This is a genomic window from Nocardioides sp. (assembly GCF_041393715.1).
Lineage (GTDB): Bacteria > Actinomycetota > Actinomycetes > Propionibacteriales > Nocardioidaceae > Nocardioides.
Genome location: NZ_JAWKJQ010000010.1, coordinates 25,014 through 50,665 on the forward strand (window position 1 = coordinate 25,014; position 25,652 = coordinate 50,665).

Annotated in this window: 25 protein-coding genes; 8 read left to right on the forward strand and 17 right to left on the reverse strand. The window is 73.0% G+C overall.

Going from position 1 to position 25,652, the window contains the following annotated elements; all coding sequences use genetic code 11:
- Positions 1-174 precede the first annotated feature (174 nt).
- On the forward strand, positions 175-744 hold the full coding sequence (locus tag R2740_RS15345; protein WP_371303567.1) for a TIGR03086 family metal-binding protein: 570 nt from the start codon (positions 175-177) through the stop codon (positions 742-744).
- Between the two features lie 9 nt (positions 745-753).
- On the opposite strand, the gene R2740_RS15350 is transcribed toward R2740_RS15345, so the two are convergent.
- The 5 genes from R2740_RS15350 to R2740_RS15370 all read right to left on the reverse strand — a co-directional run bounded on the left by R2740_RS15350 (position 754) and on the right by R2740_RS15370 (position 6,691).
- Positions 754-2,763 (reverse strand): ABC transporter ATP-binding protein, encoded by a 2,010-nt coding sequence (locus R2740_RS15350; RefSeq protein ID WP_371303568.1) that lies wholly within the window; start codon positions 2,761-2,763, stop codon positions 754-756.
- Positions 2,760-4,493: an ABC transporter ATP-binding protein gene (locus tag R2740_RS15355; protein WP_371303569.1), complete on the reverse strand. Its 1,734-nt coding sequence runs from the start codon at positions 4,491-4,493 to the stop codon at positions 2,760-2,762. The genes R2740_RS15350 and R2740_RS15355 overlap by 4 nt, the downstream gene beginning before the upstream one ends.
- A complete protein-coding gene (locus R2740_RS15360; RefSeq protein WP_371303570.1) occupies positions 4,487-5,101 on the reverse strand; it encodes a TetR/AcrR family transcriptional regulator in 615 nt (204 codons plus the stop codon). Before R2740_RS15360 ends, R2740_RS15355 begins: the two co-directional genes overlap by 7 nt.
- A gap of 362 nt (positions 5,102-5,463) precedes the next feature.
- Positions 5,464-6,162, reverse strand: a complete 699-nt coding sequence (gene pdxH / locus R2740_RS15365; RefSeq protein ID WP_371303571.1) for a pyridoxamine 5'-phosphate oxidase — start codon at positions 6,160-6,162, stop codon at positions 5,464-5,466.
- Positions 6,163-6,178: 16 nt separating this feature from the next.
- Positions 6,179-6,691, reverse strand: a complete 513-nt coding sequence (locus R2740_RS15370) for a hypothetical protein (protein ID WP_371303572.1) — start codon at positions 6,689-6,691, stop codon at positions 6,179-6,181.
- A gap of 94 nt (positions 6,692-6,785) precedes the next feature.
- Between R2740_RS15370 and R2740_RS15375 the strand changes: the two genes are divergently transcribed.
- Both R2740_RS15375 and R2740_RS15380 read left to right on the forward strand, forming a co-directional pair.
- Complete coding sequence (locus R2740_RS15375) at positions 6,786-7,889, forward strand: citrate synthase 2 (RefSeq protein WP_371303573.1); 1,104 nt, start codon at positions 6,786-6,788, stop codon at positions 7,887-7,889.
- On the forward strand, positions 7,877-8,428 hold the full coding sequence (locus tag R2740_RS15380) for a GNAT family N-acetyltransferase (RefSeq protein ID WP_371303574.1): 552 nt from the start codon (positions 7,877-7,879) through the stop codon (positions 8,426-8,428). Before R2740_RS15375 ends, R2740_RS15380 begins: the two co-directional genes overlap by 13 nt.
- A gap of 226 nt (positions 8,429-8,654) precedes the next feature.
- On the opposite strand, the gene R2740_RS15385 is transcribed toward R2740_RS15380, so the two are convergent.
- Together R2740_RS15385 and R2740_RS15390 are read right to left on the reverse strand one after the other, a co-directional pair.
- Positions 8,655-9,023 (reverse strand): thiol-disulfide oxidoreductase DCC family protein, encoded by a 369-nt coding sequence (locus R2740_RS15385; RefSeq protein ID WP_371303575.1) that lies wholly within the window; start codon positions 9,021-9,023, stop codon positions 8,655-8,657.
- 37 nt (positions 9,024-9,060) lie between these two features.
- Positions 9,061-9,354 carry a ribosomal protein L7/L12 gene (locus R2740_RS15390; RefSeq protein ID WP_371303576.1) on the reverse strand — a complete coding sequence of 98 codons (294 nt, stop codon included), beginning with the start codon at positions 9,352-9,354 and terminating at the stop codon, positions 9,061-9,063.
- A 56-nt stretch (positions 9,355-9,410) separates the two neighbouring features.
- Here R2740_RS15390 and R2740_RS15395 point away from each other — a divergent pair, with 56 nt between their 5' ends.
- Together R2740_RS15395 and R2740_RS15400 are read left to right on the forward strand one after the other, a co-directional pair.
- The gene (locus R2740_RS15395) at positions 9,411-9,752 is read left to right on the forward strand and encodes an ArsR/SmtB family transcription factor (protein ID WP_371303577.1); all 342 of its coding nucleotides are present in this window, start codon (positions 9,411-9,413) and stop codon (positions 9,750-9,752) included.
- The gene (locus tag R2740_RS15400) at positions 9,752-10,669 is read left to right on the forward strand and encodes an SRPBCC domain-containing protein (RefSeq protein ID WP_371303578.1); all 918 of its coding nucleotides are present in this window, start codon (positions 9,752-9,754) and stop codon (positions 10,667-10,669) included. Before R2740_RS15395 ends, R2740_RS15400 begins: the two co-directional genes overlap by 1 nt.
- 24 nt (positions 10,670-10,693) lie before the next feature.
- Here the strand turns inward: R2740_RS15400 and R2740_RS15405 are convergent, their stop codons facing one another.
- The gene (locus R2740_RS15405) at positions 10,694-11,248 is read right to left on the reverse strand and encodes a GNAT family N-acetyltransferase (RefSeq protein WP_371303579.1); all 555 of its coding nucleotides are present in this window, start codon (positions 11,246-11,248) and stop codon (positions 10,694-10,696) included.
- A gap of 98 nt (positions 11,249-11,346) precedes the next feature.
- Between R2740_RS15405 and serC the strand changes: the two genes are divergently transcribed.
- A complete protein-coding gene (gene serC / locus R2740_RS15410) occupies positions 11,347-12,480 on the forward strand; it encodes a phosphoserine transaminase (protein ID WP_371303580.1) in 1,134 nt (377 codons plus the stop codon).
- Positions 12,481-12,586: 106 nt separating this feature from the next.
- Here serC and R2740_RS15415 read toward each other — a convergent pair whose 3' ends face one another.
- The 6 genes from R2740_RS15415 to R2740_RS15440 all read right to left on the reverse strand — a co-directional run bounded on the left by R2740_RS15415 (position 12,587) and on the right by R2740_RS15440 (position 20,171).
- Entirely contained in the window at positions 12,587-13,087 is a 501-nt protein-coding gene (locus R2740_RS15415; protein ID WP_371303581.1) for an O-acetyl-ADP-ribose deacetylase, read from the reverse strand.
- Positions 13,084-14,115 (reverse strand): hypothetical protein, encoded by a 1,032-nt coding sequence (locus R2740_RS15420; protein ID WP_371303582.1) that lies wholly within the window; start codon positions 14,113-14,115, stop codon positions 13,084-13,086. The genes R2740_RS15415 and R2740_RS15420 overlap by 4 nt, the downstream gene beginning before the upstream one ends.
- Positions 14,112-15,320 carry an SAM-dependent methyltransferase gene (locus R2740_RS15425; protein ID WP_371303583.1) on the reverse strand — a complete coding sequence of 403 codons (1,209 nt, stop codon included), beginning with the start codon at positions 15,318-15,320 and terminating at the stop codon, positions 14,112-14,114. The genes R2740_RS15420 and R2740_RS15425 overlap by 4 nt, the downstream gene beginning before the upstream one ends.
- 79 nt (positions 15,321-15,399) lie before the next feature.
- Positions 15,400-18,156, reverse strand: a complete 2,757-nt coding sequence (locus tag R2740_RS15430) for an FAD-binding and (Fe-S)-binding domain-containing protein (RefSeq protein ID WP_371303660.1) — start codon at positions 18,154-18,156, stop codon at positions 15,400-15,402.
- Between the two features lie 36 nt (positions 18,157-18,192).
- On the reverse strand, positions 18,193-19,488 hold the full coding sequence (locus tag R2740_RS15435; RefSeq protein WP_371303584.1) for a hydroxyacid-oxoacid transhydrogenase: 1,296 nt from the start codon (positions 19,486-19,488) through the stop codon (positions 18,193-18,195).
- A gap of 38 nt (positions 19,489-19,526) precedes the next feature.
- Complete coding sequence (locus R2740_RS15440) at positions 19,527-20,171, reverse strand: HAD-IA family hydrolase (protein WP_371303585.1); 645 nt, start codon at positions 20,169-20,171, stop codon at positions 19,527-19,529.
- Positions 20,172-20,255: 84 nt separating this feature from the next.
- Between R2740_RS15440 and R2740_RS15445 the strand changes: the two genes are divergently transcribed.
- Complete coding sequence (locus R2740_RS15445; protein ID WP_371303586.1) at positions 20,256-21,680, forward strand: ArnT family glycosyltransferase; 1,425 nt, start codon at positions 20,256-20,258, stop codon at positions 21,678-21,680.
- A 6-nt stretch (positions 21,681-21,686) separates the two neighbouring features.
- Here R2740_RS15445 and R2740_RS15450 read toward each other — a convergent pair whose 3' ends face one another.
- Entirely contained in the window at positions 21,687-22,580 is an 894-nt protein-coding gene (locus R2740_RS15450) for an NUDIX domain-containing protein (protein ID WP_371303587.1), read from the reverse strand.
- A 74-nt stretch (positions 22,581-22,654) separates the two neighbouring features.
- Here R2740_RS15450 and R2740_RS15455 point away from each other — a divergent pair, with 74 nt between their 5' ends.
- Positions 22,655-23,707: an acyltransferase family protein gene (locus R2740_RS15455; RefSeq protein ID WP_371303588.1), complete on the forward strand. Its 1,053-nt coding sequence runs from the start codon at positions 22,655-22,657 to the stop codon at positions 23,705-23,707.
- Positions 23,708-23,746: 39 nt separating this feature from the next.
- On the opposite strand, the gene R2740_RS15460 is transcribed toward R2740_RS15455, so the two are convergent.
- A complete protein-coding gene (locus tag R2740_RS15460; RefSeq protein WP_371303589.1) occupies positions 23,747-24,991 on the reverse strand; it encodes a geranylgeranyl reductase family protein in 1,245 nt (414 codons plus the stop codon).
- A gap of 118 nt (positions 24,992-25,109) precedes the next feature.
- Positions 25,110-25,625 (reverse strand): DUF4232 domain-containing protein, encoded by a 516-nt coding sequence (locus R2740_RS15465; RefSeq protein WP_371303590.1) that lies wholly within the window; start codon positions 25,623-25,625, stop codon positions 25,110-25,112.
- Positions 25,626-25,652 lie beyond the last annotated feature (27 nt).

Sequence of the window (25,652 nt, forward strand, 5' to 3'; positions counted from 1 at the left end):
GCCACCTCACGCGTCCTTTGAGAATTCATTCCTCGGACCACCTCCTTTCCCGTGTGCGACCACGGTAGGCGCGGTGATCCGCCCACTCAAGGGACTTTCTTGTTCAACCATATGGTTGACAACCAGGAGGTCGGGCCGTCACGATGCTCACTCCACCCCCGCCTGGAGACGCCGATGACCCTCCCCGCAGAGCCCGCCTCCCGACACCGAGCCGTGGCCGGCCGGTTCGCCGAGGTCGCCCGCCAGGTCGGTGACTGGGACGCGCGCTCCCCGGTGCCCGAGTGGACCGCCCGCGAGGTCGTCGGCCACCTGCTCGAGTGGCTCGGCGGCTTCCTGTCGGGGTCCGCCGGCGTCGAGCTCGCGGCGCGTTCGCTCGACGACCCGGTGTCGGCCTGGGAGCAGCGGGCGGCCGACGTCCAGGCGCTGCTGGACGACCCGACCACCGCCGACCGCGCGCTCAGCAACCCGCACACCGGCGACCTGCCGCTGGCCGAGGCGATCGACCGCTTCTACACGACCGACGTGCTCCTGCACACCTGGGACCTGGCCCGTGCCGCAGGAGGGTCCGACCCGCTCGACCCCGACGTCGCCGAGGAGCTGCTGGCCGGGCTGACCGGGGTCGAGGAAGTGCTCCGGAGCTCCGGGCAGTACGGCCCGGCGGTCCCGGCGCCGGACGACGCCTCGCCCGGCGACCGGTTGATGGCCTTCCTCGGCCGCGACCCGCTCTGGGCGCCGCCCAGGTGACCGGGCGCCCTAGGCCACGACCTCCTCGCCGACGCCGGTGAACTGCGAGCGATAGAGCCGGGCATAGGCGCCGTCGGCCTCGAGCAGCTCCTCGTGGCGCCCCTGCTCGACGATCGCGCCGTCCTCCATCACCAGGATCAGGTCGGCGTCGCGGATCGTGGAGAGCCGGTGGGCGATCACGAACGACGTCCGGTCGCTGCGCAGCGCGTTCATCGCCTGCTGCAGCAGCAGCTCGGTGCGGGTGTCGACCGAGGAGGTCGCCTCGTCGAGGATCAGCAGCGCCGGCTCCGACAGGAACGCCCGGGCGATCGTGACCAGCTGCCGCTCACCGGCCGACAGGTTGGACCCCTCGTCGTCGATCATCGTGTCGTAGCCGTCGGGCAGCGAGTGCACGAACCGGTCGACGAACGTCGCCCGCGCCGCCGCGAGGATCTCCTCCTCGGTGGCCTCGGGTCGGCCGTAGGCGATGTTGTCGCGGATGGTGCCGGCGAACAGCCAGGTGTCCTGCAGCACCATGCCGATCCCGTGCCGCAGTGCCGCCCGCGGCATCGCGGCGATGTCCACGCCGTCGAGGGTGATCCGGCCGCCGTCGATCTCGTAGAACCGCATCACCAGGTTGACCAGCGTGGTCTTGCCGGCCCCGGTCGGCCCCACGATCGCCACCGTGTGACCAGGGTCGGCGACCAGGGACAGGTCGCGGATCAGCGGCCGCTGCGGGTCGTAGGAGAAGGACACGTTCTCGAACCGCACCTCGCCCCGTCGGGTGCCGGCCGCGGGAGCGCCGTCGAGCTCGGGCACCTGTTCGTCGGCGTCGAGCAGCTCGAAGACCCGCTCGGCCGAGGCGACGCCCGACTGCAGCAGGTTGGCCATCGAGGCCACCTGGGAGAGCGGCTGGTTGAACTGGCGGGTGTACTGGATGAACGCCTGCACGTCGCCGAGGCTCATCGTCCCCGACGCCACCCGCATGCCGCCGAGCACGGCGATCACGACGTAGTTGAGGTTCCCGATGAAGAACATCACCGGCATGATCAGGCCGCTCACGAACTGGGCCCCGAACGACGCCCGGAACAGCTCGTCGTTCTCCTCGGCGAAGACCCGCTCGACCTCGCCCTGACGACCGAAGACCTTGACCAGCGCGTGGCCCGAGAAGGTCTCCTCGACGTGCGCGTTGAGGACTCCGGTACGCCGCCACTGGGCCACGAAGAGGCCTTGCGAGCGCTTCATGATCTGGGCCGCGACCACCATCGTGATCGGCACCGAGACCAACGCCACCAGCGCCAGCAGTGGGCTGATCCACACCATCATCGAGATCACCGCGACCACGGTCAGCAGCGAGGTGAGCAGCTGGCTCATCGTCTGCTGCAGCGACTGGCTGACGTTGTCGATGTCGTTGGTCACCCGCGACAGCAGCTCGCCGCGCGGCTGCTGGTCGAAGAACTGCAGCGGGAGGCGGTGGATCTTCTCCTCGACCTCCTGGCGCATGTCGTAGATCGTGCGCTGCACGACGTCGTTGAGGAGGTAGCCCTGGAGCCAGCCGAGCACCGAGGCGACGGCGTAGATCAGCAGCACCCAGCCGAGCACCTGCGCGACGGCGGTGAAGTCGACGCCACGACCGACGACGACGTCCATCGACGAGATCATGTCGGCGTACTTCGTCTCCCCCTGCGACCGCAGCTGGTCGGCGACCTGGGAGGCGGGCGTCCCCTCGGGCACACCCTGCTGGGCCAGCATCTTCCCGATCAGCCCGGAGAAGATCAGGTTGGTGGCGTGCCCGAGCACCCGGGGACCGAAGGACATCATGGTCACCGAGACCACCGCGAGGACGACGACCGCGATCGCCTTGACCTTCGACGGGGCCATCCGGCTGACCAGCCGCTTGGCGGACGGGCCGAAGGTGATCGCCTTCTGGCCGACCATGCCGCCGCCGAACGGGCCACGGCCGGGTCCGGGACCCTGGGTGATCCGCTCGGTCTGCTTCATCTCCCCCCGGGCCTGCGGGGCGGGCGTCTGCTGGCTCATGCCGCCTCCTCCGCGCTCAGCTGGGAGGCGACGATCTCCTGGTAGGTCGGGTTGCCGGCCAGCAGCTCGTCATGGGTGCCGGAGCCGACGACCGCACCGTCCTCGAGGACCAGGATCAGGTCGGCGTCGCGGATCGTGGAGACCCGCTGGGCGACGATCAGCACGGTGGCATCGCGGGTCACCGGCCGCAGCGCCGCGCGGAGCCGGGCGTCGGTCGCCAGGTCGAGCGCGGAGAACGCGTCGTCGAAGAGGTAGATCTCGGGCCTTCGACAGACCGCGCGGGCGATGGCCAGCCGCTGTCGCTGCCCGCCGGAGACGTTGGTGCCGCCCTGGGCGATCGGCGCGTCGAGACCCTCGGGCATCGCGCGCACGAAGTCGTCGGCCTGGGCGATCCGCAACGCCTCCCACAGCTCCTCGTCGGTGGCGTCGGGGTTGCCGTGCTGCAGGTTGCTGCGCACCGTGCCGGTGAAGAGGAACGCCTTCTGCGGGACCAGCCCGATCGCTCGCCAGAGCACCTCCGGCGCCAGCCGGCGTACGTCGACCCCGTCGACGCGCACCTCCCCCTCGGTCGCGTCGAAGAGCCGCGGGACCAGGTTGACCAGGGAGGTCTTGCCGGCGCCGGTGGAGCCGATCACCGCCACCGTCTGCCCGGGGTCGGCGCGGAAGCTGATGTCGTGGAGGACGGGATGGTCGGCACCGGGGTAGGAGAAGGCCACCCCCTCGAGCTCGAGACTGCCGCGCACCCCCGTCGGCTCGACGGGCTCCTCGGGAGGTCGCACCGAGGACTCGGTGTCGAGCACCTCCATGATCCGGTCGGAGCTGACCGAGGAGCGCGGGACCATCATCAGCATGAAGGTCGCCATCATCACCGACATCAGGATCTGCATTAGATAGCTCAGGAACGCCGTCAGCGAGCCGACCTGCATCTCACCGGAGTCGACCCGATGACCGCCGAACCAGAGGACGGCGACGCTCGAGACGTTCACGACCAGCATCACCAACGGGAACATCGTGGCCATCCAGCGACCTGAGGTGAGCGCCACCTCGGTCAGCTCGGTGTTGGCCTGGTCGAACCGGTCGCGCTCCAGCGGCTCGCGGACGAACGCCCGGACCACCCGCACGCCGGTGATCTGCTCGCGGAGCACCCGGTTGACCTGGTCGATGCGGCCCTGCATCTGCCGGAACGCCGGCACCATCCGGCTCACCACGAAGCCGACCGCGAGGAAGAGCACCGGCACCACGACCGCGAACAGCCAGGAGAGGCCGAGGTCCTGGCGCATCGCCATCAGGATGCCGCCGACCATCATGATCGGTGCGGCGATCGCCATCGTCGCGCCCATCTGGACGAGCATCTGGACTTGCTGGACGTCGTTGGTGCTGCGGGTGATCAGGCTGGGCGCGCCGAAGGTGTTGAGCTCGCGCTGGGAGAAGGAGCCCACGGTGTGGAAGAGGTCGCGGCGCACGTCGCGTCCCAGCGCCATCGCCGTGCGGGCGCCGAAGTAGACGGCGCCGACCGAGCAGAGCACCTGGACGACGGAGATGGCGAGCATCTCGCCACCGAGCCGCCAGATCTCGCCGGTGTCCCCGACCGTCACGCCCTTGTCGATGATGTCGGCGTTGAGGCTGGGCAGGTAGAGCATCGCGACGGTGCTCACGAACTGGAAGGCCAGCACGGCGGCCAACCAGGAGCGGTAGGGCGCGAGATAGCGCCGGAGGAGTCGGATCAGCATGAGGGTTCCTTGGTGGCGGTGGAGGGTGCGAGGTCGGCGGGGCGGCCGACGCCGTGCACGAGGAGGAGCGCGATCTGGGCGGCACCCAGGGGCGGGTCGCCGGCCATGCCCGGGTGGTGGGCGCCGAAGACCAGGCTGCGCAGGGCCAGCGCCGCGGTGCGCGGGTCGACGACCAGCTGGTCGGCGTACTTCTCGAAGACGAGGGTGAGCCGGTCGAGCAGCAGCTGGTTGGCCTCGATCAGGAAGGCGGGCGGACCGTCGGGCATCTTGTCGTGGGTCTGGCCGGCCATCTGCTGGCGCAGCACCATCATGATCGTGCCGACCCGGCGCATGTTGCCCTGGATCCGCTCGACCACGGTCGTGAGGACGTCGACCAGGTCCGCCTCACCGCTGATCGCGCGCACGGCGTCGGCCCCCGGCGGCGGGGAGAGGACGTGCTTGGTCACCGCCCACAGGAGGGCGGTCTTGTCGTCGAACACCCGGAAGATCGTCCCCTCGGCCACCCCCGCCGCCCGGGCGATCTCCCTGGTGGTCGGCATCGTGCCCGACTCGAGGATCAGCGGGACGACGGCCTCGACGATGGCCCCGCGCCGCTCGTCGGGCGTCATCGGCGGCTCTCGGACTCACGCCCGTCAGACTAAATGGTGAGCACTCACTCACAAGTCGTTTTCCCGACATGCAGGAAATGGCCCCGCGACATGCGGGAAACGGCCCCGCGACATGCGGGACATGGCGCAACCAGATGCGCGACCCGCCCGCCGCCACCCTCGGACTGGCCGGGCGTGATGCCGGCGGGCACGGGCCGACCCGCGCCACGACCTACCCGACCGGGTCACCCCGCCATTCCGCGCATGTCGCGGGGCCATTCCGCGCATGTCGCGGGGCCATTCCGCGCATGTCGCCGGGCCATGGGGCGCATGTGGCGCGACCATTCGAGGCATGTCGCGGGGCCATTTGGCGCATGTCGCGGTCAGGGGGCGAGGCGGTGGGTGGTCCAGGCGGGGGCCGAGGCGCCGCCGCCGCCGGCGGCCGGCGTACGACGGTAGACGAGGCGGTCGTGCATCCGACCCGGACGACCCTGCCAGAACTCGAAGGAGTCGGGCCGCACCCGGAAGCCGCCCCACTCCGGGGGCACGGGCACCTCGGCACCCTCGTCGCCCGCTCCGAAGCGGTCCTCGACGGCGGCGTAGGCGGTGGCGAGCTCCTCGCGACCGGCGACCTCGCGGGACTGCTTCGAGGCCCACGCGCCGATCCGGGCGCCGCGGGGGCGGGTGGCGAAGTAGGCCGCCACCTCCTCGTCGTCCAAGACCGAGGCGACGCCCTCGACGCGGATCTGTCGCTCGACGGGATGCCAGGGGAACAGCAGCGCACAGGCGGGGTTCGCTCGCAGCTCCTCACCCTTGCGCGACCACAGGTTGGTGAAGAACACGAAGCCGTCGGGCGTGACCCCCTTGAGCAGCACCATCCGCACCGACGGCACGCCGGCCGGCGACGCGGTGGCCACCACCATCGCGTTGGGCTCGGGCAGCTGCGCCTCGATCGCGTCGGCCAGCCAGCGGTGGAACATCTCGAACGGGTCGTCGGCCAGGTCGGCCTCCGAGAGCCCGCCGCGCGCGTAGTCCGCCCGCAGCGACGACCAGTCGTGCCGCTCCCCACCGCCGCTGCCCATGATCGCCTCTGCTCGCTCAGCCCAGGTCCGCGAACCCGCGGGCCTGCGCGCCCGACTCGTCGAGGTGCTCCCCCAGCCGGCGCAGCGCCACCCCGACCTCGCCGAGGGTGTCGGCGATGACGCCCATCGCCGCGGACAGGTCGCCCAGCTTGTCGGTCGTGTCGCCCATCTCCGCGGCGACGCCCGCGAGCCGCTCGGCGGGGCCGTCCATCAACGGCACCTTGCCGGCGCTCTCCGCCGCGTCGGCCAGCCGCTGGGCGCCGGCGCCGACCGAGGTCACGATGGTGCCGAGCGCGTCGCCGGCCTCGGCCAGTGTCGAGCGGACGCCCGACGCACCGTCCTCTCCGACCAGCGCGACGGCCGCCGACCGGGCCTGCTCGCCGGCGCCGGCGAGCCCGTCGGCCAACCGGCCGAGGTACGCCGGCAGCTCGCCGAGCCGGGCCAGGACGTCGCGGTGCTCGGTGACCAGCCCGACGACCTCCTCGAGCCGGTCGAGATCGAGGTCGCCGAAGAGCTTCCCGAAGTCCATGGCGGCACCCTAGCCCGCGCCGGGTGGGCCGCTGCCACGACCAGCCAGGGGCGTCCCGAGCGCTCCGGGGCGGTCCGGGTGCAGAATGCCACCCATGACCGAGGTACAGCACGGCCTGGAGGGCGTCGTCGCCTTCGAGACCCAGATCGCCGAGCCCGACAAGGAAGGGTCGGCGCTGCGCTACCGCGGCGTCGACATCGAGGAGCTGGTCGGGCGGGTGCCCTTCGAGAAGGTCTGGGGCCTGCTCGTCGACGGCAGCTACGAGCCGGGCCTGCCACCGGCGGAGCCCTACAACATCGCCATCCACACCGGCGACGTGCGCGCCGACGTGCAGGCGAGCGTGGCGATGCTGGCGCCGATGCTCGGGATGGGGCAGACCTACGACATCTCCGACGAGCAGGCACGGCTCGACCTGTCCCGGGTCGCCGTCATGGTGCTGTCGTACGCCGCCCAGTCGGCGCGCGGGCTGGGCAAGCCGGTGGTCACCCAGAGCGTGGTCGACCAGGGTGCGACGCTGGCGGAGAAGTTCCTGATCCGCTGGCGCGGCGAGGCCGACCCCAAGCACACCAGGGCGATCGACGCCTACTGGTCGTCGGCCGCCGAGCACGGCATGAACGCCTCGACCTTCACCGCCCGCGTCATCACCTCGACCGGCGCCGACGTGGCCGCCGCGATGTCGGGCGCCATCGGCGCGATGAGCGGCCCGCTCCACGGCGGCGCGCCGTCCCGGGTGCTCGGGATGATCGAGGAGGTCGAGCGCCGCGGCGACGCCGAGCCCTACGTCAGGGAGCTGCTCGACAACGGTGAGCGGCTGATGGGCTTCGGGCACCGCGTCTACCGCGCGGAGGACCCGCGGGCTCGCGTGCTCCGGCGTACCGCTCAGGAGCTGGGCGCACCCCGCTACGAGGTCGCCGAGGCCCTCGAGAAGGCCGCGTTGTCCGAGCTGCGGGCCCGGCGCCCCGACCGGGTGCTGGAGACCAACGTGGAGTTCTGGGCGGCGATCGTGCTCGACTTCGCCCAGGTGCCCGCCGCCATGTTCACCTCGATGTTCACCTGCGCCCGCACCGGCGGCTGGTCGGCGCACATCCTCGAGCAGAAGCGCACCGGACGGCTGATCCGACCCTCCGCCGTCTACGCCGGCCCGGCCTCCCGTCCCGCCTCGTCGGTCGAGGGCTGGGAGGCCGAGTGGGCGGGCTGACCCGCCCGACCCTGCACACCGAGCGGCTCCGGCTGGAGCCGATCACCGACGGCCACACCGACGACCTCGTCGCCCTGTGCGCCGACCCCGAGGTGATGCGGTTCATCACCGGTCGCGCGCTGACCCGCGACGAGGTCGTCGAGGAGTGGATGCCGCGGTGGACCCGGGAGTGGCCGCGCGGCCTGGGCTACTGGGCAGCCTTCGCCGGGTCCGGGTTCGTCGGTCGATTGGCGCTGCGTCCCGAAGGCGCCGACGCGGCCGAGCTCGGCTGGCGGCTGGCCAAGCGCGCCTGGGGCAACGGCTACGCGACCGAGGGCGCGGCGGCGCTGCTCGAGCTCGCTCGGCGACGGGGTCTCGTCCGGGTCTGGGCCGAGACGATGGCCGCGAACGTGGCGTCTCGTCGGGTGATGGAGAAGCTCGGGATGACCTACGAACGGACCTACGTCGGCGAGTGGGACCAGCCGCTGCCCGGGTGGGAGCAGGGCGAGGTGGTCTACGCCGTCGACGCGACGACCTGGCGCGCCGGGAGGTCCGGCTGAACGGACGTCATCCCAGTCGGCCGCTCCGGCGACCGGCGCGGATGACGTCCCGCGACGGCGGCCCGCGAGGTGCGGTGGCGCGGGGCGGCCGCGCGGGGATGTCTACTGGTGCGTACGACGCGTCAGGTGCGTCGTACGCACCAGTAGACCTCGTCGTACGCACCAGTAGACGACGCGCCCCCGGCGAGCAAGCACCGGTCGGGTAGACCCACCGGGCGGCCGGGAGTCAGGCGTCGTCGAGCGCGCAGGAGGGCGTGCCACCCGGCAGCGACGAGCGGTGCTCGGCCACCCACCGATAGACCCGGCCGGCGACCGGAGCCATCGCCCGCGAGCCGAGCATCCGGCCGACCCACCGCACCGGCACCGGTCCGGTCAGCAGGACCCCCGCCCAGGCCCGGTGCCCGTAGGCCACCACCCCGTCGGCGCCCACGAACGGCATCTCCCGCACCGCCCGCCCGGCGTCGACGCCCGCGGCCACCAGGTCGGTCTGCTGGATCGCCGCGATGTCGACGTCGACCCGCAGCAGCGGCACCCGCCGCGCGGTCCTCGCGCAGAAGCCGCAGTCGGCGTCGTAGAGCATCAGCGGACGAGCCATGCCCCGATCCTACGGAGACCGGCGCCCCTCGCGTCCGTCACAGCCGGTCGACGAGGTCCTTGGCCTCCTTCAGGCCGCAGCCGGTGCGCTCCCGCACCAGCTTGATGGCGGCGATCGCCTGGCCGGCGTCCTTCAGCGACCGGGCCTCGGCCGCCCACGGCTCGACCCCCGCAGCGGCCCCAGGACCACTTAGCGCAGACCCGGTCACCACCGGCGCCGGGACCGCGCCGAGGCCACCCGTCAGCCGAGCCACTGTCGCCTCCAGCGCGGCCACCCGCGCCTCGAGCCTGATCAGCTCGTCTCGTGAGGTCTCGCCGCCGAAGAGTCCCATGGACGAGCAGTCTAGGGACCTTGACATGTGACCATCTGGTCACATAATTTGCGCGGGTGGACGCCGTCTTCCGAGCCCTCGCCGACCCGACCCGGCGGCGGATCCTCGACGCCCTGTTCGCGCAGGACGGGCAGACGGTCGGCGAGCTCTGCGCGCGGTTCGCCGACGAGATGACCAGGTTCGGCGTGATGAAGCACCTCGGCGTCCTCGAGGAGGCCAACCTCGTGGTGACCGTTCGCGACGGCCGGCACAAGCGCCTCCACCTCAACCCGGTCCCGATCGAGCAGGTCGCCAACCGCTGGATCAGCAAGTACGCCGGCCGGTTCACCGCGGCGCTCGTCGGCCTGCAGCAGCAGGTCGAGGACCCACCGCCCGTCGACCGGCAGGAGCATGCCTGATGGCCATCACCGCGCACGTCTACCAGATCTTCATCGCGGCCGACGCCGACCGCGTGTGGACCGCGATCACCGACTCGGAGTGGACCGAGCAGTACTTCCACTCCACCCGGTTCGTGGAGCCGCCCACCGCCGGGCAGGGATACCGCACCGTCGTCATGCCGGAGGGTCGCGACTCCGTCGACGGCGTGGTCGAGGAGATGACGCCGCCGGGCGACGGCACACCCGGACGCTTCGTGCTGACCCGGCGGGTGCTCTACGACGCGGCGCTGGCCGCCGAGCCGCCGAGCCGCGTCGAGTGGACGGTCGAGCAGGTCGGGGAGGGGCTCACCCGGGTCCGGCTGGTCCATGGCGATCTCGCGGGCTCACCGCTCACCTGGGCACACGTCAAGGACGGGTGGGTGTGGGTCCTCGACGGGCTGAAGACGCTGCTGGAGACGGGGCGGACGCTCCCCGCCGTCGATCTCTCCGCGACCGACACGCCACCCGAGGCGGACTGGCATCGCCGGCAGGGCGTCGAGGCCAACAACGCCGCCTTCGGTCTTCTCGACGAACCGCGCTCTCCGGCACGCGACGAGTCGCTGCTGCGGACGGCGTACGCCGCGGCCTACCACTGGGCCCGCACTCCCTCAGCGGGCCCCGTCAACGAGGCGCGGGCGACCCATCTCGTGGCCAAGGCGCTCCTCGCCACCGGCCAGCCGGAGCGCGCGTTGGTGAGCGCGGAGGCCTGTCTGGCGCTCTGCGCCACCCACGGCCTCGGCGACTTCGACCTCGCCTATGCCCACGAGGCACACGCCCGCGCCCTGCGTGCGCTCGGCCGGTCCGACGCGGCGGCGGCCGCCTGGGACGCCGCGACCTCGGTCACCATCGCCGACCCCGAGGACCGGGCGATCGTGGAACAGGACTTCGCCGACTGGTGAGGGGGCGCCGGGTGGGCCGCCGGCTCAGCGCAGCGGCTTGGCGTAGCAGCGGTTCTTCGGCGACCAGGCGTAGTGGCCGAAGCCCGGGATCGAGGTGTAGCCCGCCGACTCGTAGAGGCCCATCGCCTCCGGCTGGGCGGTGCCGGTCTCCAGGATCATCACCTCGGCTCCGGCGTCGCGGGCGGTGGCCTCGAGATGGGCCAGCACCACGTGCCCGAGGCCGCGACCGCGATGGCTGGCGGTGACGAACATCCGCTTCACCTCGGCGGCGTCGGTGCTGCCGAACGCCTCGACGTCGGTACGACGCCGCCAGGCGCCGGTGGCCACCGGTCGCATCCCCGAGCCCGCACCGGAGTCGTCCCGCGCCGGGTCGTAGACCACGAAGAACGCGCCCGCGGGCGGGTCGAACATGTGGGGCTGCAGCGGGGTGCTGTCGGGGCCGCCGTAGCGGACGACGTACTCCGCCTGCACCTCGGCGACCAGCAGCGCGGCGTCGGGGTGGGTGATCGGCAGCTGCCGGATCACCCACTCGGTGCCCGGCTCCGGCGGCGCGGGCGGGTCGTCCACGGCGGCGTTCACGGCGGGTCCCCCTTTCGCGCTCGGACGGGCCGGGGTGTCACAATAGACCCGCCGACAGCGTCGTCAGGCACCCGCTCAGACTCGCGAAAGGCTGCCCGATGAACGACGCCGCGAACGGCGCCCCCCTGCAGATCCCCACCGACCTCAAGCCCGCCGACGGCCGCTTCGGGGCGGGGCCCTCGAAGATCCAGCCCGAGCACCTCTCCGCGCTGGCCGCCACCGGCGCCACGCTGATGGGCACCTCTCACCGGCAGGCGCCGGTGCGGAGCGTCGTGGGCCGGGTCCGCGAGGGTCTGGCGTCGCTGTTCTCGCTGCCCGAGGGCTACGAGGTGGTGCTCGGCAACGGCGGGGCGACGGCGTTCTGGGACATCGCTGCGTTCGGGCTGATCCGCGAGAAGAGCCAGCACCTGTCCTTCGGTGAGTTCTCCTCGAAGTTCGCGGCGGCCGCGGCCGCGGCGCCCTGGCTGGCCGACCCCTCCGTGCTCAAGGCCGAGCCCGGCTCGCGACCCGTCGCGGTCGCCGAGGACGGCGTCGACGTCTACGCGTGGGCGCACAACGAGACCTCGACCGCCGTGATGGCACCGGTCCTCCGGCCCGAGGGCACCGACGGCGCGCTGGTGCTGGTCGACGCGACCTCCGGCGCCGGCGGCCTGCCCGTCGACGTCCACCAGGCCGACGCCTACTACTTCGCCCCGCAGAAGTGCTTCGCCTCCGACGGCGGCCTGTGGCTGGCGTTGATGTCCCCGGCGGCGTTGGAGCGGGCCGCGGAGATCGCCGCCTCGGAGCGCTACGTGCCGGCGTTCTTCGACCTGCCGACGGCGATCGACAACTCCCGCAAGAACCAGACCTACAACACCCCGTCGGTGGCCACCCTGTTCCTGATGGCCGAGCAGCTCGACTGGATGTTCGCCAACGGCGGCCTCGCCGGCATGGTGGAGCGGACCACCGCGTCGTCCGACGCGCTCTACGGCTGGGCCGAGAAGACGGCCTACACCACGCCGTACGTCGCCGACCCGAGCCACCGCTCGCTGGTCATCGGCACCATCGACTTCGACGAGTCCATCTCCGCCGACGCCGTCGCCGCGGCGCTGCGCGCCAACGGGATCGTCGACACCGAGCCCTACCGCAAGCTCGGCCGCAACCAGCTGCGGATCGCGATGTACCCCGCCGTCGACCCTGCCGACATCGAGGCGCTCACCGCCTGCATCGACTGGGTCGTCGAGCGACTCTGAGAGGCGCCGCCGGGTTCGGGGCGGCGGGCGCGAAATCGTGACGTTTGTGCACAAACGTCGTGGTCGGGCGCCGAAATCACCCCGTTTGTGCACAAACGTCGCCCCTTCAAACCCCCAGCCGCGCCGCCACCAGCTCGTACGTCGACCGGTCGAAGGCAACGATCCGGGCCTCCTCGACCTGGCTGACCGTGTCGCGCAGGGTGTCGACGGCGGCGGCCACGGCGTCGTCCTTCGGCCAGCCGTAGGCGCCGGCCGAGACCAGCGGGAAGGCCACCGTGCGGGCACCCAGCTCGTCGGCCACGGCCAGCGCCCGCGCGTAGCAGGAGGTCAGCAGCGTCCGGTCGGTCTCACCACGGTGGTGGTTGGGGCCGACCACGTGGATCACCCAGCGTGCCGGCAGGTCGCCGGCCGTCGTCCAGCCGGCGTCCCCGGTCGCGAGCCCGTGGGGGAACCGGCGGCGGCAGTCCAGCAGCACCGCGGGGCCGCCCGCGCGATGGAGGGCGCCGTCGACTCCGCCGCCACCACGCATCGCCCGGTTGGCGGCGTTGACCACCGCGTCGACCTGCTGCTGGGTGAGGTCACCTTGGACCGCGGTCACCCGGGTCATCGGCCGTCGCCTCGCGACCGTTGGCGCCACCACCACACGCCGCCCCCGATGACTCCGACCGCGATCCCGGCGACGCCGAGCACCGCCCCCAGCGAGACCCCGCCGACGTCGGCGGTCTCGAGGTCGGTGATGGTGTCGGGCTCGGGACTCGCGGTGTCCGACGGCGACGGCTCGGCGCTCTGCGACTCCGACGGCGAGGGGCTCGTCGAGGGGCTCGTCGACGACTCGCCGGCCATCTTCTCCGCCAGGTCCTCGGGTAGGTCGACCTGCCAGACCGGCGTGCCCACCCCCTCGGAGGAGAGGTAGATCTGCTCGTCGGGTGTCACCGCGATCGCCTCACCCTGCGGCTGGCTGGGCAGCGCCCAGCTGCCGAGGATCTTCAGCTCGGGGAAGGTGTAGAGGAACGCGCGACCGTAGCCCCGCAGCAGCACGTGCTCGCCGTCGGGCCAGAAGGCGCCGTCGGTGAGCAACCCGTTGACCGACCCCACCGAGGTCAGCTCGTTGGGCCGGCCGGCGTCCAGCGTCTCCGGGGCGGCGAACACCTCGCCGCCCTCGGGGCTCTTGGTCACGATGAACAGCTGTCCGGTCTGTGGGTGCGCCATCAGCGTCTCGGCGTTGTGGGGGGTGCCGCCCGGGTAGCGCAGCACGTAGCGCGTCGGGGACGAGCCGTCGAGCGGCACCGACGTCACCGTGATCCGCTTCCGCACCGCGTTGTTGTCGCCGATGTCGCCGACCCACACGCTGTCGTCCGGCCCGGGCGCCAGGGCCTCGACGTCGACCTGGTTCTTGGCCCACGAGACCACGTCGACGTCCTCGCCGGTGGCCGGGTCCACGACGTAGAGGTCGGCGCTGTTGCCGGAGTCGTTGACGGTCACGAACCTGCCGTCGACGACGACCAGGCCGCTGGACTCCGCGATCGCCGGGTCCTGCCAGCGGAACACCTCCTGGTCGGCGTACGCCGGTGCCGCGAGGCCGCAGGTCATCGCCCCCAGCAGCAGCGCACCCGCCAGCCGCGCCGTCACCCTCATCTGTGTCCCCCCAGCAGGTCGGCAAGCCGGGGCCGGACGCCCCACTCCCCCACCATTGTCTCGAACTCCTCCCGAGCGGCCGGTGACCGCCCCCCGGTCCGCACGGCTCGGATCAACGTGTTGCGAGGGGTGTGCGCGCTGTCCACGAACTCCACCACGTCGACCCGATAGCCGGTGTCTCGCAGCAGCGCGGACCGCAGCGCGTCGGTGAGGGTGTCGGCGAAGCGCTCACGGAGGATGCCGTCGCGGGTCAGCAGCGAGGACGCCGACTCCGGTCGCGCACGCAGCTGGGCCGCGAGGTCGTGGTGGCAGCACGGCGCGGCCAGGATCACCGGGGCCCCCCACGTGACCGCGCGGGCCAGGGCGTCGTCGGTGGCGGTGTCGCAGGCGTGCAGCGCGAGGACCACGTCGGGTGCCGGGTCGAGCTCGACCTCCTCGATGCTGCCGACGACGAAGCGCGCCTGGTCGGCAGACAGCCCGAGCCTGTTGGCCACCTGCTCGTTGTGCCGACGCGACTGCTCCTTGGTGTCGACGCCGACCAGCGTCACGGGCAGCCCGCGCAGCCCGGCCAGCAGCCGGTGGGCGGCGAAGGTGAGGTAGGCGTTGCCGCAGCCCAGGTCGGCGACCCGCAACGGTTGGTCGGTGCTCGGGGTGCGCAGGTGGCCCTTGGCCAGCGCCTCGGAGACCGTCGCGTCGAGGAGCCGGACCAGCTCCTCCACCTGGTGGTACTTGTCGCGGCGCGACGCCTTCACCCGGCCCTCCGCGGTGGAGATGCCGAGCGCCACCAGCAGCGGGTCGTCCTCGGCGATCAGCCGCGGCTTGTCCCGGTCGTGGCGTCGCTCCGGCGGCGCCGCACCGTCGCGCGCGTCGAGGTGGACACTCGCCGCGCCCTTCTTGGTCACCCGCAGCTGCAGCACCTCCGCCGTGGTCTCCACCCGCCAGTTGCCGAACGGCTCGTCGAGCAGCGCGTCGACCGCAGCCACCGCGTCCGGGCCGGGGGCGTGGTTGGCGGTGTGCGCCTGGGTGGCGTCGTAGGTCGTCACCTGGAGGCGCCGGCCCGCCTTGAGGTCGACATAGCGCAGCTCGGCGCGACGCCAGGTAGGCTGCTCGCCGCGCCGCCGTCCGGCGGCCACCGCCCCGACCAGCCGGTCCGCGTCGAGCACCCGGGCGCGGACCTCGGCCAGCGCGTCGTCGAGATCGGTCACGAGAGCACCGAGCCCAGCACCACCACCAGGAGCAGGGCCACCAGGGCCACCGTCACGACGAGTCGGCGATGGCGCGGGTTCACCGGCCCAGTTTACCGGCGAGCAGCTCGGCCAGCGCCCGCGACGGCACCCCGGCCAGGTCGTCGAGCTGGTGGTGGCAGGAGAAGCCGTCGGCCAGCACCACCGCGTCGGGGTGGGCACGGACCGCCGGCAGCAGGTGGGTCTCGGCCACCGCGACGGAGACGTCGTAGTGCTCCCGCTCCATCCCGAAGCTCCCGGCGAGGCCACAGCAGCCCGGCACCCGGACCACGTCGGCGCCGGCGCGGCGCAGCAGGGCCTCGTCGGCCTCCCACCCGAGGACCGACGCGTGATGACAGTGCGGCTGCGCGACCACGGTGACGCCGGACAGGTCGGGAGGGGTCCAGTCGTGGCGGGTCAGCAGCTCCGCCAGGGTGACGGCCGCCGCGGAGACCGTCGCGGCCCGCGGGTCGTCGGTCAGCTCGGCCAGGTCGGACCGCAGCGAGGCCAGGCAGGACGGCTCGAGGCCGAGCAGCGGCGTCCCGTCGTCGACGTACGGCGCCAGGGTGGCCACGGTCCGCTCGGCGACCGACCGGGCCCGGTCGAGCTGGCCGGTGCTGAACCAGGTGAGACCACAGCAGGCGGACGCCGGCAGCACCCGAGCGGTGAGCCCGGCGGCGGCCAGCACCTCGATGGCCGCCAGGGCCGGCCCCGGCCGCAGCTGGTCGGTGACCGTGTCGGCCCACACCCAGACGTCGGGGCGCGCCGGCTCGGCGGACGACCGGGCCCGCAGGGTGCGTGGAGCAGGCGCGGGCAGCCTCCGCGCCGGGTGCACCCCGGCCAGCGCCTTCACCGACCGGGCGACGCCGGGCACCCGCAGCAGCGGGACGGCCACCGGAGCCAGGGGCCGGATCAGCCGCAGCCAGCGTGGCAGCGCGCCCAGGGTCCGGTGGCTGCGCGGCCGGCGTCGGTGGGCGTAGGTCTGGGCCAGCACCTCGGCCTTGTAGGTCGCCATGTCCACCCCGGTCGGGCAGTCCCGGCGACACCCCTTGCAGGCCAGGCACAGGTCGAGTGCCTCGAGCACCACCGGGTCACCCAGCCCCTCGACGTGCGACCCGTCGAGCGCCTCCTGGAGCACGCGGGCCCGGCCCCGGGTGCTGTCCTGCTGCTCCCGGGTCGCGAGGAACGACGGGCACATCACGCCGTCACCGGTGCTCGCCACGCACGCGCCGACCCCGGTGCAGCGGTGCGCGGCCTCGGCGAGCGAGCCGGCATCGGCCGCGAGTCGCAGCACGGTCACCGGGTCCCGGCGGGGCCGCGCGGGCCAGACGTCGAGGTCGAGCGGTGCGGGGTCGACGAGCACCCCCGGGTTCAGCACCCCGTCGGGGTCGCAGATCGCCTTGGCGGCCGCGAACAGGCGCAGCGACTCGTCGTCGTACATCAACGGGAGAAGCTCGGAACGAGCCCTGCCGTCGCCGTGCTCCCCCGACAGGCTGCCGCCGTGCTCGGCCAGCGCACGGGCCGCGTCGACCACGAAGGCACGCATCCGCACGGGCCCGTCGTCGGCATCGAGCGGGAAGTCGATGCGGGCGTGCACACAGCCGTCTCCGAAGTGGCCGTAGGGAACCGTCGCCAGCCCGTGCTCGGCCAGCAGGTCGTCGAAGCGGCGCAGCCAGGCACCCAGCCGGTCGGGCGGGACGGCCGCGTCCTCCCACCCGGAGTACGCCGGCCGGCCCAGGCTCCGGGCCGCGAGGCCGGCGCCGGCCTCCCGCAGCCGCCACAGGGCCGCCGCCTCCCCCGGGTCGTCGACGACCCGATGGCCGAGCGCTCCCGCGGCCGCGACCACCCGGACCGCCTCGGCGGCGCACTGCTCCGGTGACTCGCCGGTGACCTCGACGAACAGCCAGCCCGCACCCCGCGGCAGCTCGGGCACCGCACGCCCGGCGGCCAGCACCACGTCGACCAGTCGGGCGTCCAGCCCCTCGCAGGCCACCGGATGCAGCGGCAGCAGCGCGGGCACGGCGTCGGCGGCGTCGGCCATCGACGGATAGCCGAGCACCACCAGCAAGCGGGCGGGTGGGTCGGCGACCAGCCGCACCGTGGCGTCCAGCACCAGCCCGAGCGTGCCCTCCGACCCCACCAGGAAACGGTCGGCGCGACGGCCGTGCTCGGGGAGCAGCTGCTCCATCGCGTAGCCGCTGACCTGACGGGAGAAGCGCCCGAAGCGGGTGCGCACCCGGCCGAGGTGGGCATCGACGAGCGCGGCCAGCGCCCGCTCCGCCCGGCTCGGACCCGGCTCGGACCCCAGCCGCACGGTCTCCCCGGTGCCCAGCAGCACGGTGAGCCCCTCCACGTTGTCGGCGGTGCGGCCGTAGCCCAGGGCCCGCGAGCCGCAGGCGTTGTTGCCGACCATGCCGCCGATCGTGCAGCGGGTGTGGGTGGAGGGGTCGGGGCCGAACCGCAGCCCGTGCGGCAGTGCCCGCCCCTGCAGCGACGCGTGCACGACGCCCGGCTCGACGACCGCCACCCGACGGTCGGGGTCGAGGTCGACGACCCGGTCGAGGTGACGGGAGCAGTCGAGGACGATGCCGGGTCCGACGGCGTTGCCGGAGATGGACGTGCCGGCGCCGCGCGCGGTCACCGGCACGCCCGCCGCCCGGGCCACGCTCAGCGTCGCCGCGATCTCGTCGGGGTGCCGCGGCCGCACGACGACCTGCGGCAGTACCCGATAGAGCGAGGCGTCGGTCGAGTAGAGCGCCCGGGCGAGGCGCGAGTCGTCGACGTCGTCGATCCCCTCGGCGCGCAGCGCGCCGGCCAGGTCGCGCGCGCGCCGGGCCGGCCGGTCACCTGCGGGTCACCAGTTCTCCATCGACGCCGCGAAGATCTCGGCGAGCGCCTCGGGCGTCACCTCCCGTGGGGCCGTCGCGAGCAGCCGCTGCTGCTTGAGCGCGCCGTCCACCAGCGCAGGGATGTCCGTGACGGCGTACCCCACCTCGGCCAGCCCGCGGGGGACACCGACGTCGCGCATCAGCCGGGCCAGCACCCCGGGCAGCACGTCGGGTCCCTCCGCGCCGGCGACCGTCGGGTCCAGCAGCCGGGCCGCGGTGAGGTGCCGCTCGGGCGAGGACTCGTAGGTGAACCGGAACGCCGCCGGCGCGGTCAGCGCCACCGCCATCCCGTGTGGCACCAGCGGCTCGGCGCCGGGATAGCCCGCGGGCCGGAAGTCGCGCACCTGCCCCGCGATCGGGTAGGCGTCGGCATGCGGGATGTGCACGCCGGCGTTGCCGAACCCCAGCCCCGCGAACGTCGCCGCCAGCGCCATCCCCTCCCGTGCGCCGCCGTCGCCGCCCTCGGTGACCGCGCGACGGAACGACTCGGCGACGTGGCGCAGCGCGCTCTCCGCCCAGAGGTCCGAGATCGGGTTGGCGCCGCAGTAGGGCACCCGCTCCTCCGGCTGCTTGGCGTCGAACCAGGTGTAGTCGCGAGCGGTGTAGCTCTCCAGCGCGTGACAGACGATGTCCATCCCCGAGGCGGCAGTGACCCCGGCCGGCTGACTGAGCGTCAGCAGCGGGTCGACCACGGCCAGCGTCGGGCGCAGCCGGGCATGGCTGATCCCGGTCTTGACATGCAGGCTCAGCACGTCCAGGACGCAGATGGTGGTGCTCTCGCTGCCGGTGCCGGTGGTGGTCGGCACCGCCACCAGCGGCAGCAGCGGACGCTCCGGCGCCCGACCCCGCCCGACGGGCACGTTGAGGTAGTCCTCGAGCTCCCCGTCGTTGGTGGTCAGCAGGTTGACGGCCTTGGCGGTGTCGATCGACGACCCGCCGCCGACGGCGAGCAGGGCGTCGAAGGGCCCGGCGTCGCGGGCGAACTCCACGGCCGCGCGCATCGAGTCATCGGTCGGCTCGACGTGCACGCCGTCGTACGTCGTCACCTCGAGGCCGTCGGCTCGGAGCCGGTCGGCGATCCGGTCGGGGTGACCGGCAGCCCGGACCCCCGGGTCGGTGACCAGCAGCACCCGCCCCGCCCCCAGCTGCCGCAGGTCGTGCCCCAGCTCCTCGGCCGCCCCCGGCCCGAACTTCAGCCCCGGCGAGCCATAGGTGAACACGGTCTCGGAGGGCCGGGTTCCGCCAGATCCGCCCGCAGCCATGCCCCCATCCTGCCCGAGGCGTCGCAGACGGGGATCGCTCAGTCCAGCCCCAGCAGCTTGGCCGCCTCCGCGAAGGCGTCGTCGGGCCGGAGCACGTCGAGGGTGACCCCCTGCATCCCGGCGGCGACCGCGCCCTCGACGTACGCCGGGTTGTCGTCGACGAAGACCAGGTCCGGCGCCGGCAGTCCGACCGCCTCGATCACCAGCCGATAGGCCTCGGGATCGGGCTTGCGCACCCCCTGCTCGGTGGCGTCCCACACCACGTCGAACAGCGGGAACCACTCCTGGGCCTCGACCCAGGCACGACCCTGGAAGTCCATCAGCTCGTTGGTGAAGATCGCCGTGCGTACGCCGGCCGCCTGGGCCCGCCGGGCCAGCTCGACCCCGACCGGCCGGGCAGGGTCGATCCCGGGCTGCTGGAACATCGCGCGCATCAGATGCGGGTGCCCGTGCAGGGGAGCGCCGTTGCGGACCGCCTCGTCGGCGTTGCCGAGCCAGTAGTCCCGCTCGGTGAGCTCGCCGGCCAGGTGCCGCTGCCACCGCGGGTCCTCGCCACCGTCGAAAGGCCCCCGGCCGGGAACCGTCCGCGGCGGCAGATCGTTGAGTCGTTCGAACTCGTCGGCGATCTCCCACGCCGACTTGAGCAGCACGACGCCGATGTCCAGCAGCAGACCCTGGGGCACGTCGCGACCCTAGGCACGCACACCGGCGCGAGGGCGTGACGTCCCTCACCGTGGAACGCCGCCCCGCCACCTATCCTGCGGAGCATGTCGGCCCCGCCCCCGTTCGCGCGCCGCTCGGTCCTGGGCGCCGCCGCCGCGGTCGCCGTCCTGCTCACGGTGACCAGCACGCGCTACGGCTACCACCGCGACGAGCTCTACTTCCGGATGCTCCGCCCGGCCTGGGGATACGTCGACCAGCCGCCGCTGGTCCCCCTGGTCGCTCGGCTGCTCGGCGACCACCTGCTCCTGCTCCGGCTGCCGGCCACCCTGTGCGCGGCCGGCTCGGTGGTCGTGGTCGCCTCGCTCGCCCGGGAGCTCGGGGCCTCCGAGCGGTCGCAGGCGTGGGCAGCATGGGCCTACGCCGGCACCACGGCGGTGCTCGACTTCGGCCACGTGCTGCTCACCTCGACGGTCGACCTTCTCGTCTGGCCGACGATCACCCTCCTCGTGGTGCGCGCCGAGCTGCGCCAGCGACCCCGCCTGTGGCTGTGGGCCGGCGCGGTGGCCGGCGTGGCGTCGTACTCCAAGCTGCTCGTCGGCATGCTCCTCGTGCTGATCGCCGTGGGACTCGTCCTCGTGGGGCCGCGGCGTCGCCTTCGATCGCCACACGTCCTCGGCGCCGGCCTCCTCGCCGCGGCGCTCGCCCTGCCCAACCTCGCCTACCAGGCGACCCACGGCTGGCCCCAGCTGGCCATGGGAGCCGCCCTCTCGGAGCACAACGCGGGCGAGGTCCGGGTCTTCATGTGGGTCTTCCTCGCGATCGTCCTGGGACCGCCGCTGGTCGTGGTCTGGCTCGCCGGCCTCCGACACCTCTGGCACCGTCGCGAGCTGCGCTTCCTCGTGGTGGCCTTCCTGGGGCTGCTGGTCTTCACCTTCGTCTCCGGCGCCCAGCCGCACTACCCGACGTTCCTGCTCGTGGTGCTGTTCGCGGCCGGGGTCGCCGAGCTGGGCGATCGCCTGCAGCGCCCCTTCTGGTATGCCCTGGTCGCCGTCAACGCCGCCGTGGCACTGACGATCTCGCTCCCCCTCCTGCCGCTCGGCGTCGTCGGCCACACCCCCGTCCCGGCGATGAACCAGCTGGCAGCCGACACCGTCGGGTGGCCGACGTACGCCGGCCAGGTGCGCGACGCCGTCGACTCGCTGCCGCCTCCCGAGCGACAGACGGCCGTCGTGGTCACCTCCAACTACGGCGAGGCCGGCGCCGTCGATCGCTTCACCGACCTGCCCGTGTTCAGCGCCCACAACGCGCTCTACGACCAGGCCCGGCCGCCCGAAGGCACGACCGTCGTGGTCTTCGTCGGCGGCCAGCTGCCTGACGCCGAGGACCTGTTCGCCGGGTGCGATGTCGTCGGGCGGCTCGACAACGAGGTCGACGTCGACAACGAGGAGCAGGGCCAGCCGATCGCCGTGTGCCGCGACCCGCGGCTGCCCTGGGAGAGCCTCTGGCCGAGGCTGCGGCACCTCGACTGACCGGACTCAGGCGCCCTGCGCCAGGGCCGCGTGGACCACGTCGAGCACATCGACCCGGCCGGCCTCGATGTCGGCGACCCGCACCCACGCTGCGGCGTCGGTGGTGCCGTCGACCTCGGCCGCGTGGGGCTCGGCGCCGTCGGCGACGGTCGCCGCGAAGAGCAGGTGGATGCCGTGGAAGTCCTCGTGCCGCCCGGAGGGCGCGGTGCCGGCGAAGTGCACGTCGTGCACCCCCAGCAGCCCGCCCACCTCGCACTCCAGACCGCACTCCTCGAGCACCTCGCGCTCGAGCGCCACCGTAGGCGACTCGCCGTGGTCGACACCGCCGCCGGGCAGCGTCCAGCTGCCGGCGTGGTGCCCGCGGGAGGAGATGCGGGTCAGCAGCACGTCGCCGCCGCGCCGGATCACGGCGTACGCCGCCAGCCGCTGCAGGCGGAACGGCTCGTGGTCGGCCATCGCCTCGGTGACCAAGGAGGTGACCGGCACCGTCCCGTCGAGCACCTCGGCCACCGGCACCCACGCCGCATCCATCGTCGAGCCGTTGACCTCCAGCACCCGCGGCTCGGGCGCGTCGGTCGCCACCCACGCCTCGAACACCAGCCGCAGCGCCTGGTAGTCGAGCCGGGTGCCCTCGCGCCACAACGTCGGGACGTGCGCGGAGTAGACGTGCGCGGTGTCCCCGACCAGCGCGTCGAGCCCGGTCTCCTCCTTGACCTCGCGGACCAGCGCGTCACGCGGATGCTCACCGTGGTCGATCCCGCCGCCGGGCAGCGTCCACAGCTCGTCGGTCGACACCTTGGGAGCCAGCCTCGACAGCAGCACCCGCGCGGTGCCGTCGGCAGCGGTGCGCATCACCACGGCGTACGCCGCCACGCGCTGCCGCTGCGGAAGGTTGGCCACCCCGCCAACCTAGCCGTCGGCGACCAGCCCGCGAGCGCGACAGCGCCGCGCGCGTCGTGCCAGGGTGGGGCGTGATGACCGCCACTCCCGCGAGCCCGCCGCCGGCCAAGCGCCGCGACCCGTGGCTCGACAACGTCAAGATGGTGCTGGTGACCATCGTGGTCATCGGGCACCTGCTCGTCGTGAGCCCGCCCAGCCGGCAGCAGAGCTGGGTCTATGACTTCATCTACTACTTCCACATCCCCGCGTTCGTGCTGGTGACCGGTTATCTCTCCCGGTCCTTCCGCTACACCAGACGGCATCTGCTGTCGGTGCTGACGACGCTGGTCGTGCCCTACATCATCTTCTCGTGGCTGATGGTCTGGTGGCGCCATCTGGCCGGCGGCGAGCCGCTGCTCGACCAGATCTGGACCAACCCGCACTGGCCGATGTGGTACCTCATCGTCACCGCCATGTGGCGGCTGGTCACTCCGATCCTCAAGCTGCACTGGGTGATGGTCCCGATCTCGATCGCGGTCAGCCTGCTCGCCGGCCTGACCGACCAGGAGCTCTTCGACCTCAACAGGTTCATGGGCTTCCTGCCGTTCTTCGTGGTCGGGCTGCACCTGCGACCGGAGCACCTCGCGCTGCTGCGCTCACCTCGGGCGAAGGCGCCCGCGCTGGTCGTCGTCGCGCTCGTGTTCTGGCTGGCGAAGTACACCGACCGCTACTGGAGCACGCAGTTCCTCTTCTTCCGCGCCGACTACGCCTCGCTGGGCGCGACCTTCGGCGAAGGGGTGTGGATCAGGATCAGGCTGATCTGCGTGGCCCTGGCGATGACCGCCGCGGTGCTCGCGCTGATCCCGCAACGCCGCAGCTTCCTGACCCAGATGGGCGGCTACAGCCTCGTGGTCTACCTCTGCCATGGGTTCGTGGTCCGCTGGCTGGAGTACCAGGGCTGGGCCGACCTCCTGCCGGTCTCACACCCCTGGCTGGCCATCGCCATCAACGTCTGCGTCGCCATCGCGCTGGCGCTCGTCCTCGCCTGGCGGCCCATCGCCGAGCGGCTGCTCTGGATCGTCGACCCGATCAACACGTTCCTCAAGCATCGTCGTCTTCAGGCCGAGGCGTCGCAGACGGCTGCGTGAGGCGTCGCAGACGGGGCGGTGGGGCGTGGCAGACGGCCGCTAGGAGAACGGCGGCCGGTCGTCGAGGCGGACCGACCGCCGGCCGGCCCACCGCCAGACCCGGGCGGAGCGGTCGCGGTCCTCGTCGGTGACCAGGTTGCCCATCCAGCGCAGCGCGAGCGTCATCAGCCAGTCCGAGCGCATCCCGGCGGGGCCGAGCGTCGGCAGCAGCCGGGGGACGGTCACCAGGCCGGCCAGCCGGCGGGCGATCGAGAACGCCTCGCCGTAGTGCTCGGTGAGCAGCGCCGGCCACACCGAGTCGAGGTCGCGCTCACCGTCGGCCATCAGCTCGGCGACGAACCGGCCGGTCTCCAGGCCGTAGTCGATGCCCTCGCCGTTGAGCGGGTTGACGCAGGCGGCCGCGTCGCCGATGAGCGCCCAGTTGGGGCCGGCCACCCCCGACACCGCGCCACCCATCGGCAGCAGCGCGGAGGTCGGCGCGCGTAGGTCACCGGAGAGCTTGAAGTCCTCGCGCCGCTGGTCGGCGTAGTGCTGCATCAGGGGGCGCAGCGCGACGTTGGCCGGTCGCTTCGCGGTCGCCAGCGTGCCGACGCCGAGGTTCACCTCGCCGGTGCCGAGCGGGAAGATCCAGCCGTAGCCCGACAGGATCTCGCCCTCGGTCCCCCGCAGCTCGAGGTGCGAGCTGATCCACGGGTCGTCGCTCATCTCGGAGGCGACGTAGGACCGCCCGGCGACGCCGTAGACGGTGTCGCGGTGCCATTCGCGCCCGAGCATCTTGCCGAGCGGCGATCGCACGCCGTCGGCCACCACCAGCCGGCGACAGGCGATCTCGAAGCGCTCGCCCCCCGACTCCAGCTCGACCGCGGCCACCCGCTCACCCTCGAGCCGGACGCCGACCGCGCGGGCCCCGTCCAACGCGGTCGCGCCACTCTTGATCGCCGTGGTGCGCAGGTGGTCGTCGAGCTCGGTGCGCGCGACGGCCGACCCCCAGTCGGGCAGGGACCCACCCGGCCACGGCAGCAGTAGGGTCTGCCCGAACCCATGGGCCCGAAGGCCCTGGTTGACCGTGTGAGCCCGCAGCCAGTCCTCCAGCCCGAGCCGCTGCAGCTCCCCGATCGCTCGGGGAGTGAGGCCGTCACCACAGGTCTTGTCGCGCGGGAACACCGCGGCGTCGACGAGCACCACGTCGAGCCCGAGACGGGCCGCCCAGGCGGCCGCCGAGGACCCCGCCGGGCCGGCGCCCACGACGAGCACGTCGGTCGACGCGGGACGGGTGGCGCTCACCCCGAGATTGTCTCAGCCGCCCGCCGCCGTGCCGAAATCCCCTCGCCACCAGGTTGACCCGGCAGAACCTCGGGTTGACCCGGCAGAACCTCATGAACTTCTGCCGGGTCGACCTCGGTCAGGGCCGGTGGTAGGGCTTGTGCCCGAGCACGTGCACCCGGTGGTTCTTGCAGCCGGTCGTCGGGAAGGCGACGTACTGCGACAGCGTCGCGTCGGGCACATAGACCCGGAAGCCGTCGACGTGGGCAGGCCGGCACCGCTTCTTCGGGTAGTTCTGGGCATCGACCATCCGCACCCGGCTGACCACCCGCCGACCCGGCTGCACCGTGTGCACCCGCACCGTGCCCGGGTCGCGCACGGCCGCCGCGCCGATCTGGGTGCCGTCACCGCCGCCGACGTACGACAACCCGCCGTAGCCGCCCGTGCGGCAGGCGTGGTCGGACACGTTCCTCAGCCGCAGCCGGCCGTACGACGTCCCGGCGGCCGCCCCGGCCATCGTGAAGCTCGCCTTCAGGTCGGCGTTGCCGCACCACGGCACCCGGACCGCCGCCGAACCCTGCCCCGCCGGGATCAGCACCAGCCCCGCCGTCATCGCCAGCGCCACCCCGCGGCGCACCCATGTCCCTGCGGCCATCTCGGCCTCCTCTCGGGTCGTCCTGCG